Origin of the sequence: Aeromonas aquatica, assembly GCF_000764655.1 — a bacterium.
Lineage (GTDB): Bacteria > Pseudomonadota > Gammaproteobacteria > Enterobacterales > Aeromonadaceae > Aeromonas > Aeromonas aquatica.
On sequence record NZ_JRGL01000128.1, the window covers coordinates 59,259 to 70,864 of the forward strand.

Genomic DNA, 11,606 nt, shown 5'->3' on the forward strand with positions numbered 1-11,606 from the left:
GAGCGGGGTTGATGATCCCGCTTATCTCAATATCAGGCCGTGGGACGGGGTTGTTCATCCCGCTTGGGCCAGGCATTGAGCACCGCCTTGACCAGGGTCGCCAGGGGGATGGCGAAGAAGACGCCCCAGAACCCCCAGAGACCGCCAAACACCAGCACGGCGATGATGATGGCGACCGGGTGCAGGTTGACCGCCTCCGAGAACAGCACGGGCACCAGCAGGTTGCCGTCCAGCGCCTGAATGATCAGATAGGCCACCATCAACCAGGCAAAGTCGGGGGTCAGCCCCCACTGGAACAGGGCGACCATGGCGACGGGCACGCTGATGGCGACGAAGCCGATATAGGGCACCAGCACCGAGAAACCGACCGCCACCGCCAGCAGCACCGAGTAGCGCAGCCCCATCAGCGCGAAGGGCACATAGGTCGCCACCCCGACGATCAGGATTTCGATCACCTTGCCACGGATGTAGTTGATGATCTGGTCGTTCATCTCCACCCAGACCCGGTTGACCAGGGTGCGGTTGCGCGGCAGGAAGCGGCGCAGGCCTCCCATCAGCACCGTCTTGTCCTTGAGCATGAAGAACACCATCAGCGGCACCAGGATGACGTAGATGAGGATGGCGACCACGTTGATAAGCGAGCTCAGGGAAGCGCTCACCAACTGCTCACCCCCGGCCAGGATGCGCTGGCGGATGTTGTCTATGATGGTCTCGACCAGGCTGACGTCGATGATCTCGGGGTACTTCTCCGGCAGGGTGCGCACGTAGTCCTGGGCATGGTTGAGCATGGAGGGCGCCTCCTTGGCCAGGTTGATGCCCTGATTCACCAGGGTCGGGATCAGCCCCAGGAATGCCATGGTGGTGAGCGCGATGAACAGCAGCAATATCAGGCTGGTTGCCAGGGCGCGAGAGAGCCCGGCCCGTTGCAGCCGGCTGACCGGCCACTCCAGCAGATAGGCCATCACCAGTGCGACCAAGAGCGGCGCCAGCAGATCGCCGAACAGCCAGAGCACGGCGAAGCAAAATACCAGCAGCAGGAACAGGGTGACGGCGTCCGGATCGGAAAAACGGGTCTGATACCAGCGCTTCAATACTTCTAACATCGAGGCTTCCTTAGATTACTGGGGTCATGACGACGGCATGGCCCCGACGACGGACTGCAAAGGGAGATCGCTGGCATTGGCGTCACGGTGACGGCCCGGCCCCGACGACGAGCCGCAAGACGAGACGGCTATCGGACTCCTGCTGCAGCGACACCTGATGACCCTGACGGCGCAGCCAGGCCGGAATGTCCTGTCTGGAGCCGGCATCCCCCAGTAAAATGAGCAGGGATTGACCAGCTTGGGCGCCGCGTAGCCAGAGTTTGAGCCGGATCAGGGGCTCGGGACAACGCCAGGGGGTCAGGTCGAGCCGTTCCCATTGCTGTTCCATAGAGGGAGGAGGGTTCCATCGCGTGTGTGGTCGTCATTATGGCCGTGATGGCACCGTGAAACAACGCTTGTGAGCCTTGATGGGCAAGGGTATTCTGCCGAAGCCTTTTCTGATGGAGATAGAGATAACGTGGCACGTTTTTCCCCCTTGATGGCATCACTTCCGCTGCTGGTTTCCATGATGGGCGCCACTTTTCATGCCCAGGCGAGTAATCAGCTGCCCGACATCGGCACCGCCGGCGTCGCGGCCCTGCCCATCGAGCAGGAGGTGCGCTATGGCAATGCCTTCATGCGGTTTGCGCGGGCCGGTCTGCCCATCATCGACGATCCCGTATTGAACGAGTACATCGACGATCTGGGTCAGCGACTGCTCACCAACGCCGACGGGGTGCGTTTCCCCTTTACCTTCTTCCTCATCAACGATCCCAGCATCAACGCGGCCGCCTTCCTCGGCGGGCGAGTCAAGGTGCACACAGGCCTGTTTCTCTACGCCGACAGCGAGAGCGAGCTGGCCTCGGTACTGGCTCACGAAATCACCCACGTGACCCAGCGCCACATCGCCCGTTACATGGAGGCGCAGGCCAGCAGCTCGGCCATGACCCTGGCGGGTCTGGTGGGCTCCATCGCGCTGGCGGTGATCAACCCCACCGCCGGTATCGCCGCCCTGCAGGCGACGCTCGGCCTGTCGATGCAGTCGGCCATCAACTACACCCGCGACAATGAATACGAAGCGGACCGGATCGGCATGAAGACCCTGTATGACGCCGGTTTCGATCCCATGGGCATGGCCAACTTCTTCCAGAAACTGGCGGCCGAGTACCGTTACGCCAGCAAGCCGCCCGAGATGCTGCTCACCCACCCCCTGCCGGAGACCCGGATCAGCGAGGCCCGCGCCCGCGCCGGCAGCTATGGCCAGCGGACGTTACCCCCCAGCCTCGACTTCTGGCTGGCCAAGGTGCGTATCCAGGTGCGCTACGGCACCGAGAACCCGCAGGCGCTGCTCACCTACTTCGACAGCCGCTTGCAGAAGGGGGACTATCCCCTCAAAGACGCCGCCCTCTACGGCAAGGCACTGGTGCTGCTTCAGCTCAAACGCACCGACGAGGCCGACACCCTGATGCAGCAGCTGGCGACCCGTCATCCCGAAGATCTGTTCGTGCTGGATGGCCTGACCGACATCGATCTCGCCAAGGGGCGCAGTGCCCAGGCCATCGCCCGGCTGGAGCGATTCCGCACCCGCATGCCTGACAACGAGGTCGTCGTGGTCAACCTCGGCAACGCCTATCTGGAGGGGGGTAACTACAAGAAGTCCATCGCCATCCTGGACCCTTATGCCCGCGAGCATGAAGAGAACAGCTTGGCCTGGAGCCTGCTGTCCGATGCCTATCGCAAGGCCGGCCGGATGACGGAGCTGCACATGGCGCGGGCGGAGACCCTCTCCCTGCGCGGGGACTACCAGGCGGCCATCGACGAGCTGATCGTCGCGCGGGGCACCACCAGCGACAAGCTGACCCTGGCCCGCATCGAGGCGCGCATCACCCAGCTGGAGCGTGCGAAGAAGGATCTGGACAGCCTGAAGGGCTGATCCGCCAACCCGCGTGGGTATGAGACGGGGTGCCGAGAGGCACCCCGTCTTGTCATGGTGGATTTATATGCTGGTTTTGATGTTTTATACAGGGTTAGATGGCGTTAAATCATGCCTGGATAGCAGCTTGCGCTAGGGTTGCGCCGCCAGTCGGGCCTTGAGGGCGGCGATCTTCTGCTCATCGAGCTCTCCCACCAGGGTCTCCTGCAACTTGCCCTCCCTATCGAGCAGATAGCTGGTGGGCAGCATCGTCGGCCTGGGGAAGGGGAGGTTGGCCTCATCATCGGGGATCATCAGCGGCACGGCGATATGATACTGCTGTGCCAGCACCTTCAAGTCGGCCGGGGAGGCGGGATCGAAGCTGATGGCGAGCACCCCGATCTGGCCTTCCCGGTGCAGGGCCGCCAGCAGCGGCATCTCCCGCAGGCAGGGGGCGCACCAGGGCGCGAAGTAGTTGACCAGCAGCGGCTTACCACCGAGCTGATCCAGGCCAATCTGTTTGCCCGCCCCATCGGTGAAGCTGGGGGCCGGGGTGCAGGCCCCCAGCAGGCTGGCCACAATCAGCCAACAAATTCGTTTCATTTCCATTCCCCTCCTGCTTACCCTGCGCATCGGTTTCCCCTACAATAGCGCCATTTCTTGCCCCATCTTGCGATCAATCAGGGAGTTACCATGAGCGAGACCCAAATTTACCACAATCCGCGTTGTTCCAAGAGCCGTGAGACCCTGGCCCTGCTGGAGCAGCAGGGGATCGCCCCCGAGGTGGTGCTCTATCTGGAACAGGCGCCGAGCGAGGCGCAGATCCGTACCCTGCTGAGCCAGCTCGGCTTTAGCGACCCCCGCCAGCTGATGCGCACCAAGGAAGATCTCTACAAGGAGCTGGGGCTCGGTTCGCAGAGCGGCGATGCCCTCATTAGTGCCATGCACCAACACCCCAAGCTCATCGAGCGCCCCATCGTCATCAAGAATGGCCAGGCCCGGCTCGGCCGTCCGCCCGAGCTGGTGCTGGAGATCCTCAAGTGAGCACCCGCTTCGCCCGTCTGCTGACCCTGGTCGGCTTCTTCGGCCTGCTGGCCTGGGTCATACTGTGGCACCTGTGGCTCTCGCCCCACCCGGATCTCAACCCCTGGTTGCTGCCGGTGATCTGGACGGTGCCGCTGCTGTTCCCCCTCAAGGGCATAGTGCAGGGCAACCCCTACACCCACGCCTGGGGCAACTTCGTGCTGATGCCCTATTTCCTGCACGCCCTGACCCTGATCACCACGGATGAAGGGGAGCGGTGGCTGGCGGTGGTGGAGTTGGTGTTCACTACCCTCGCCTTCGTCGGCACCATCTACTACGCCCGCCTGCGCGGCCGTGAGCTGGGGCTCAGCATTCGCAAGAAGAAGGGTGAGGCTCAATAAGCCAGCCCCGATCCTGACAAGACGCCCCTCGGGGCGTTTTTTTATGGGGCCGGCGGCCGGCGTCGCTCGGTCAGCTGCCGCTCGCTATAGGCCATCAGCTCGGGATAGAAACGCAGGAAGCCCCGTTCGCCGGCCTGCCATGCCGGCGCGTCCAGAGTCGTGAGCGCCTCTCCCAGCGGCAGCGGGCGGCGCAGCCGATGGCCTATGCCGTTGAGGGCCCGAGTCAGCCCCTCCCGGCTGCGATAGGAGGCGATCCAGTCCTGCTCCGCCATCCGCTTGAGGGGCGGGGGCAAGCCCTCCGGCAAGGAGGTGTCGTCTGACAGCAAGCGGCCATAGCTCTCGTGCAGGAAGTGGGGCAGGGCCTCTTGGTGAAACTGCTGCCAATGCAGGCTGAGCCAGTGATCGTAGAGCATGTCCACCAGGATGCCGCCAAAGCGGCGCCAGGGTTGCTCGAATCGTGCGACGGCGGCCCTGTGCTCGGGATGGGCGTCGGTGAAGGCGTCTATCTTGCGGTGCAGCCAGATCCCCTCGTCGAAGGTGGGGCCCAGGGCGCTCGGCAGCGGCCCCTTGACGAAATCCCCCAGCAGGTTGCCGGTGAGGGAGCTTCGGGTATGGGCGGCCAGATGCAGGTGAGCCAGGTAGTTCATGAGCGTCGCGGTGGGCCAGCAAGGGAGAATTGTTGCTGAGCCTAGCGGATCCGGCCGCCTTTGCCTATGGCGGACGAGGTCGCATGCCGCAGAGGAAAAGCTTTCACTGAGGCGGCAATGGTGGATTAATGGGGAGATATCCGTCTCTTTGGCGCCATTAACCGGATTGCGAGGAATAACCATGATGTTGACCCTGATCGAGGGTGCCGAACTCTACTGCCCAGCCCACCTGGGGCAGCAGGATCTGCTGGTGGCCGATGGCCGGATCGCATGGATAGGCAAGGGGCTGGCCGTGCCCGACGGCTGGCCAGTGGCGCGGGTGGATGGGCGTGGCCGCTACCTGGTGCCCGGCCTGGTGGATCCCCTCGCCCACATCACCGGCGGCGGTGGAGAGGGCGGCTTTGCCTTTCGCACCCCTGAACTGGCCGCCGGGGAGGCCTTGAGGGCAGGGGTCACCACCCTGGTCGCGGCGCTCGGCACCGACAGCCTGACCCGCACGTTGGCCCAGGTGCTCGGCAAGGTGCGGGAGTTTCGCGCCGCCGGGGTGAGCGCCTTCATGTATACCGGATCCTATCATCTGCCGGTCAAGACCCTCACCGGTTCGGTGGAGTCGGACATCATGCTGATCCCCGAGGTCTTGGGGGTGGGGGAGGTCGCCATCAGCGACCACAGATCCAGCGCGCCGACTCACCACGAGCTGGCCCGGCTGGTGAGCGAGGCGCGGGTGGCGGGCCTGCTGGCGGGCAAGAGCGGGGTCAGCTTCTTCCATCTGGGGGATGGCCGTGGGGCGCTGGCACCGCTGCGGGCCCTGCGGGATGAGACCGATATCCCCCTGCGCCAGCTCTATCCGACCCACTGCAATCGCAACCCCTGGCTGTTTGCCGAGGCCATCCATTGGGGCAAGGCGGGGGGCTGGGTCGATCTCACCACCTCGAGCTTCCCGGACTTGCTGGAGGATGGCGAGCGGCTGGCCGCCGATGGGTTGGTGGAGCTGCTGGCCGCCGGGGTGCCCGCCGATCGCATCAGCTTCAGCTCGGATGCCAACGCCAGCTTGCCGCGCTTCGATGCCGAGGGGCGATTGATCGAGATGCGCAGCGGTCAGATTGGGAGCCTGTGGCAGGAGCTGGTTCAGGCTTGCGCCAAGGGGGTGGCGCTGGAGACCGCCTTGTCGGTGGTGACGGCCAATCCGGCCCGGGCCCTGGGATTGAGTGGCAAGGGAGTGATCGGGGTAGGCCAGGATGCGGATCTGCTGCTCGTCGATCCCGATACCCTCGCCATAGCGAGGGTGATGAGTAGCGGCCAGTGGCGGGTTTGAGGCTCGCAATGGCAGAGAATCGTCCGGTGGCGCAAAGAGGGTGACATCCCGGCACGAAGAAGCCCGACTTCCAGGTCGGGCTTCTTCGTTTGAGAGGTGATGCTTAGATGGCCAGGAAGCCCAGGATCAGGATGGGGCCGAGCAGGCTCAGGATAAAGCCGGAGACGATGGCCACCGGCACCATCTGGATGCCGCCGGACTTCTGGATCACCGGCAGGGTGAAGTCCAGCGCGGTGGCGCCGCCGTAGCCAATGGCGGCGGAGGGGTGACGACGCATCAGCATCGGAATGATCATGATGGCGATAAGCTCGCGCCCCAGATCGTTGATGAAGGCCGCAGAGCCGAGCACGGGCCCCAGCTTGTCCGCCACCAGGATGCCGGAGAGGGAATACCAGCCGAAGCTGGAGGCCAGCGCCAGGGCGTGGTTCCAGGGCATGCCCAGCCATTGGGCCGCCAGCAGGCTGCCGAGCCAGCTGCTCAGGATCACGGTGAGGGCGATTTTCATGCCCCAGGGGTTGAGCAGGATCTGGCGCAGCCGCATGCCGGAGTTGCGCATCTGGATACCGATGAGCAGCAACAGCAGCATCAGCGCCCACTCACTCAACTTGTCGATGGGCAGGGCGCGCAGATCGACCAGCAGCCCCAGTCCGACCCCGGCCAGCACCACGAAGCAAAGCTGCAAGGACTCCCACAACATGTGCAGCTTGTTCGGCTGCCTGGCATCGATGGCCTCGTGGGTCGGCGGGCTGCGCTTGTCCAGCCACCAGAGTGCCAGCAGGTTGCAGAGGGTGATGGCGCCGAGCATGATGGCGGCCACCTCGAAGATCACCGCCAGATTGCTGCCGAGGTTCTCCACATAGGCCAGTCCCAGCCCCATCAGGAACAAAATGAGGTAGACCATCTTGCCGAGAGACTGATTGACCAGCTTGATGAGCCGATGGGAGGAGAGGGGGATCAGATAGCCGACACCTAGCGGCAGCAGGATCAGCAACACATTCAGCAACATTGGGGCCTCGGTCACAAAACTGGGAAAACGACACATTACCACTACTTATTGGCCAAGAGTCATAAATCCATGAGTTTGTATGCTTCATTCGACCCTTTTTTTATCAGGTTGTTATCTTTTCATGGCGAAACCACCTTCCCGGAACGCCCTGGCTTCGGGTCGTCATCGCCAATGAAATCAATTCCATTTAGAAAAAAGTGCGTTTTGTTCGGCTGACCAGGGATGAATAAAGCGACTCTGAACGGCTTCTGACTGAAATGGCTGAATCTTCTTGCCACTGGTGCGTTCCGGGTATAAAAAGGCGGTATATCAGAGGTGATGCAAAGCGGATTTTATGCAGACAAAGTGCTGAAAAATACCGTCAAGACCAATAAAAATACAGATAAACCACTAAATACCTCGGTTCTGTATTGTTTTTTAACTACCTGGATGATATTTTCGCTGAAGGTTGCCATCGGTTAACTTTTTGTTAAATCTGCGATGGTGGAGTCGCGCCGTAGCGGCGTCTAGGGACAGACAAGGTTGTAATGGATGAGCGACGTTGCCGCACTGGAAGTTCGTGAACTGCACAAATATTTTGGCACCCACGAAGTGCTCAAGGGCATCGACATGACGGCCCACAAGGGGGACGTGATCTCCCTGATCGGCTCCTCCGGCTCGGGGAAGTCGACGTTTCTGCGCTGTATCAATCTGCTGGAAACCCCCTCTTCCGGCACTGTATCACTCCATGGCGAGCTGATCCGCATGAAAGCCAACCGGGCCGGTGAACGGCAACCGGAGGACATGCGGCAGGTAGAGCGTATTCGCAGCCGGTTGGCCATGGTGTTTCAAAGCTTCAATCTCTGGTCGCACATGACCATCATGCAGAACATCATCGAGGTGCCTATCCAGGTGCTGAAGGTGCCCCGTGCCGAGGCCATCGCCAAGGCGGAGCATCTGCTCAACCGGGTCGGCCTGTGGGAGCGACGCGACTATTACCCTGGTCACCTCTCCGGCGGCCAGCAGCAACGTGCGGCCATCGCCCGCGCCCTGGCGGTGGAGCCCGAGGTGATGCTGTTCGATGAACCTACCTCGGCGCTGGATCCCGAATTGGTGGGGGAGGTGCTCGGCCTGATGCGCGAGCTGGCCGAAGAGGGGCGCACCATGCTGGTGGTCACTCACGAGATGTCGTTTGCTCGCGACGTGTCGAACAAGGTGATGTTCCTGCACCAGGGCAAGGTGGAGGAGGAGGGCAATCCCAAGGAGATCTTCGCCCATCCCAAGTCGGAACGATTCAAGCAATTCATCTCCTCCATCTATTGATGGGCGGGATTTCATTATTCAACAATCTTCGTTTTCAACGATCGACGTGTTTATCAAGGAGAGATACATGAACAAGCTGATGCTGGCGACCGCCGTGGTGACTGCCCTGTGTTCCGGCAGTCTGATGGCCAAGGAGTGGAAAGAGGTACGGATCGGGGTGGAAGGGGCCTATCCTCCCTTCTCCTGGACCGAGCCAAGTGGCGAGGTGAAAGGCTTCGACATCGACATCGCCAACGCCCTGTGCGAAGAGATGAAGGTGAAGTGTACCCTGATCAAGCAAGATTGGGACGGCATCATCCCGGCGCTGCTGTCACGCAAGTATGACGCCATCATTGCCACCATGGACATCACCGAAGAGCGCAAGAAGAAGGTGGACTTCACCCAGAAGTACCAGCACATTCCGGCCCGCTTCGCCGCCAAGAAAGGCACCGAAGTGCAGCTCGACAAGGCCTTCATGGACGGCAAGACGGTCGCCGTACAGCGCGCCACCTCCATGGACACCTACATCACCGACAACTTCCCCAACGCCACCATCAAGCGCTACGGCACCGCAGACGAGGCCTATCTCGATCTGAAATCCGGCCGGGTTGACTATGTGATGGCCGACTCCGCCGCCATCAGCGATGGTCTGCTGAAGAAGGAAGGGGGCGATGCCTTCGAATTCGTCGGCCCGAAACTGACCGATCCCAAGTGGTTTGGCGAGGGTGCCGGCATCGCGGTACGCAAGGCTGACAAGGATCTGAAAGAGAAATTCAACGCCGCCATCCTGGCCCTGCGCGCCAACGGCAAGTACAAGGAAATCAACGACAAGTACTTCGACTTCGACGTTTACGGCGAATAACAGCAAGAAGTTTACGGCGCATCAAGGTCGTTCAGGACGAGTCGCTGCGATCCCCTGAGCCCCGTCAGTCGTCATAGGGCCCGTTGCCTCCCGCTGGGAGTGACGGGCCTGCTTAATTGCAATGGTGCTGCATGTGGTTGATTTGAAAGAATATGGGGCCTCTTGTGTTGGAGAGACGAACCCAGTCAATTGTTGCAATGGAGCTGCCTATGTTTGATTTGAAAGGATACGAAAACTCTCTGCTGGAGGGCGCCTGGGTCACGCTGGAGGTGGGGCTGGCCTCGCTGCTGCTGGCTTTGCTGCTCGGCATGCTGGGGGCGCTGGCCAAGCTCTCGCCCTACAAGTGGGCGCGCGGCATCGCCACCGGCTACACCACAGTCATTCGCGGCATCCCCGATCTGGTGCTGATGATGCTGCTGTTCTTCGGCGGTCAGGTGCTGATCAACAACCTCTGCACCTGGGTCAACGAGAGCTACAACAACTACCTGCTGGCGAGCAATCCGAACCAGGAGTGGGTCTCCCTGCTGCCCGATTACATCGACATCAGCCCCTTCGCGGCCGGGGTCGCCACCATCGGCTTCATCTTCGGTGCCTACATGACCGAGACCTTCCGCGGCGCCATCCTGGCGGTGGACAAGGGCGAACTGGAGGCGGCCCGTGCCTTTGGCATGCGATCCAGCCAGGTGTTTGTGCGGATCCTGTTTCCCCAGATGATGCGTCACGCCCTGCCGGGTTTTGGCAACAACTGGCTGGTGCTGCTCAAGACCACGGCGCTGGTCTCCATCATCGGGCTCGATGACATGGTGCGCAAGGCGTCCCTGGCGGCGGGCTCGACCCAGCAGCCGTTTACCTTCTACATGGCGGTGGCGCTGATCTTCCTGGTCTTCACCGCGGTTTCCACCTCGGCACTCAAGTGGGCCGAGCGTCACTACGCGATAAAGACGAGGTAAACCATGGATTTCTCAATCATTCTCGATGAGTGGCCCACCTACTGGCAGGGCCTCTACACCACCATATTGCTGGTGGCGGCGTCCCTCGTGCTGGGGCTGGCGCTGGCCGTGCCCATGGGCATACTGCGCAACAGTCACAACTGGCTGATCAAGGGGCCGATCTGGGCCTATATCTACTTCTTCCGTGGCACCCCGCTGCTGGTGCAGCTGTTCATCATCTACTACGGCGCCGCCCAGTGGGAGTGGCTGAAGAACAGTGTCGCCTGGGAGCTGTTCTCCGAGGCCTGGTTCTGTGCCCTGCTGGCATTCACCCTGAACACCGGTGCCTATACCGCCGAGATAGTGCGCGGCGCCGTGCTCAACATGCCCAAGGGCCAGATCGAGGCGGCCAATGCCTTTGGCATGACCCGCTGGCAGACCCTCACCCGCATCATCTTGCCCAACTCGTTCCGCCGTGCGCTGCCCGCCTACAGCAACGAGGTGATCTTCATGCTGCAGGGCTCGGCGGTGGCGGGCATCATCACCATCGTCGACCTGACCGGCGCGGCGCGGATCATCAACTCCCGCTACTACAGTCCGTTCGAGGCGTTCCTGACCGCCGGCCTGCTCTACATGCTGCTGACCTTCGTCATCGTCTGGCTGTTCAAGAAGTGGGAAGCCCGCTGGCACGCCCATCTGCGCCCCCGCACCGTGTAATGGAGCGCATAAAGCAGAGACAAAAAAGCCCGCATATTGCGGGCTTTTTTTATGGGTATGTCCCGTCCTGAATATGGTTTACACCTTTCCCCCCAATAAATGGAGAACCCGATGGGACAAGGTGTGAAACGGACACAGCGCGATTACTCGCTGACTTTTAAACTAGCCGTGGTCGAGCAGATTGAAAAAGGCGAGCTCACCTACAAACAGGCTCAGGCCCGTTATGGCATTCAGGGCAACTCCACCGTTCTGGTATGGTTGCGTAAACATGGTCGGCAGGATTGGAGCCAGGGGGCTTCTGTGCGCGCCGGCAGGAGCATCACCATGCCTGACCCCGACAACCAGACGCCCGAACAGCGTATCAAGGAACTCGAACAGCAGCTGGCGCTGATGAGCCAGAAGGCCCAGTTCTTTGAGGCCGTGGTCGATGT

13 protein-coding genes and 1 pseudogene are annotated in these 11,606 nt (G+C 61.6%); 9 read left to right on the forward strand and 5 right to left on the reverse strand.

All coding sequences use genetic code 11. The features are described 5' to 3' along the window. Positions 1–32: 32 nt before the first annotated feature. Positions 33–1,103 carry an AI-2E family transporter gene (locus tag LG30_RS0117200; protein ID WP_033131926.1) on the reverse strand — a complete coding sequence of 357 codons (1,071 nt, stop codon included), beginning with the start codon at positions 1,101–1,103 and terminating at the stop codon, positions 33–35. 82 nt (positions 1,104–1,185) lie between these two features. Next, complete coding sequence (locus LG30_RS0117205) at positions 1,186–1,431, reverse strand: sulfurtransferase TusA family protein (protein WP_033131927.1); 246 nt, start codon at positions 1,429–1,431, stop codon at positions 1,186–1,188. Positions 1,432–1,560: 129 nt separating this feature from the next. Between LG30_RS0117205 and bepA the strand changes: the two genes are divergently transcribed. Continuing rightward, positions 1,561–3,015 carry a beta-barrel assembly-enhancing protease gene (bepA, locus tag LG30_RS0117210; RefSeq protein ID WP_347006496.1) on the forward strand — a complete coding sequence of 485 codons (1,455 nt, stop codon included), beginning with the start codon at positions 1,561–1,563 and terminating at the stop codon, positions 3,013–3,015. Positions 3,016–3,147: 132 nt separating this feature from the next. Here the strand turns inward: bepA and LG30_RS0117215 are convergent, their stop codons facing one another. Beyond that, positions 3,148–3,627 carry a TlpA disulfide reductase family protein gene (locus LG30_RS0117215; RefSeq protein WP_033131929.1) on the reverse strand — a complete coding sequence of 160 codons (480 nt, stop codon included), beginning with the start codon at positions 3,625–3,627 and terminating at the stop codon, positions 3,148–3,150. A gap of 60 nt (positions 3,628–3,687) precedes the next feature. Between LG30_RS0117215 and arsC the strand changes: the two genes are divergently transcribed. Both arsC and LG30_RS0117225 read left to right on the forward strand, forming a co-directional pair. Next, the gene (gene arsC, locus LG30_RS0117220; protein ID WP_033131930.1) at positions 3,688–4,038 is read left to right on the forward strand and encodes an arsenate reductase (glutaredoxin); all 351 of its coding nucleotides are present in this window, start codon (positions 3,688–3,690) and stop codon (positions 4,036–4,038) included. After that, positions 4,035–4,418 (forward strand): DUF2069 domain-containing protein, encoded by a 384-nt coding sequence (locus LG30_RS0117225; protein ID WP_033131931.1) that lies wholly within the window; start codon positions 4,035–4,037, stop codon positions 4,416–4,418. Before arsC ends, LG30_RS0117225 begins: the two co-directional genes overlap by 4 nt. 41 nt (positions 4,419–4,459) lie before the next feature. Here the strand turns inward: LG30_RS0117225 and LG30_RS0117230 are convergent, their stop codons facing one another. Beyond that, positions 4,460–5,065, reverse strand: coding sequence for an acyl carrier protein phosphodiesterase (locus LG30_RS0117230; RefSeq protein ID WP_033131932.1), 606 nt, complete (start codon positions 5,063–5,065; stop codon positions 4,460–4,462). Between the two features lie 184 nt (positions 5,066–5,249). Between LG30_RS0117230 and iadA the strand changes: the two genes are divergently transcribed. After that, positions 5,250–6,380: a beta-aspartyl-peptidase gene (gene iadA / locus LG30_RS0117235; protein WP_033131940.1), complete on the forward strand. Its 1,131-nt coding sequence runs from the start codon at positions 5,250–5,252 to the stop codon at positions 6,378–6,380. Between the two features lie 103 nt (positions 6,381–6,483). On the opposite strand, the gene LG30_RS0117240 is transcribed toward iadA, so the two are convergent. Then, a complete protein-coding gene (locus LG30_RS0117240; RefSeq protein WP_033131933.1) occupies positions 6,484–7,386 on the reverse strand; it encodes a LysO family transporter in 903 nt (300 codons plus the stop codon). Between the two features lie 531 nt (positions 7,387–7,917). Here LG30_RS0117240 and LG30_RS0117245 point away from each other — a divergent pair. The 5 genes and pseudogenes from LG30_RS0117245 to LG30_RS0117265 all read left to right on the forward strand — a co-directional run. Continuing rightward, positions 7,918–8,688, forward strand: a complete 771-nt coding sequence (locus LG30_RS0117245) for an ABC transporter ATP-binding protein (RefSeq protein WP_033131934.1) — start codon at positions 7,918–7,920, stop codon at positions 8,686–8,688. Positions 8,689–8,755: 67 nt separating this feature from the next. Then, the gene (locus LG30_RS0117250) at positions 8,756–9,529 is read left to right on the forward strand and encodes an ABC transporter substrate-binding protein (protein WP_033131935.1); all 774 of its coding nucleotides are present in this window, start codon (positions 8,756–8,758) and stop codon (positions 9,527–9,529) included. Positions 9,530–9,738: 209 nt separating this feature from the next. Next, positions 9,739–10,479, forward strand: coding sequence for an ABC transporter permease (locus tag LG30_RS0117255; protein ID WP_033131936.1), 741 nt, complete (start codon positions 9,739–9,741; stop codon positions 10,477–10,479). A 3-nt stretch (positions 10,480–10,482) separates the two neighbouring features. Next, positions 10,483–11,175 carry an ABC transporter permease gene (locus LG30_RS0117260; RefSeq protein ID WP_033131937.1) on the forward strand — a complete coding sequence of 231 codons (693 nt, stop codon included), beginning with the start codon at positions 10,483–10,485 and terminating at the stop codon, positions 11,173–11,175. Positions 11,176–11,286: 111 nt separating this feature from the next. Then, positions 11,287–11,606: pseudogene (locus LG30_RS0117265) on the forward strand (IS3 family transposase); the annotation flags it as partial.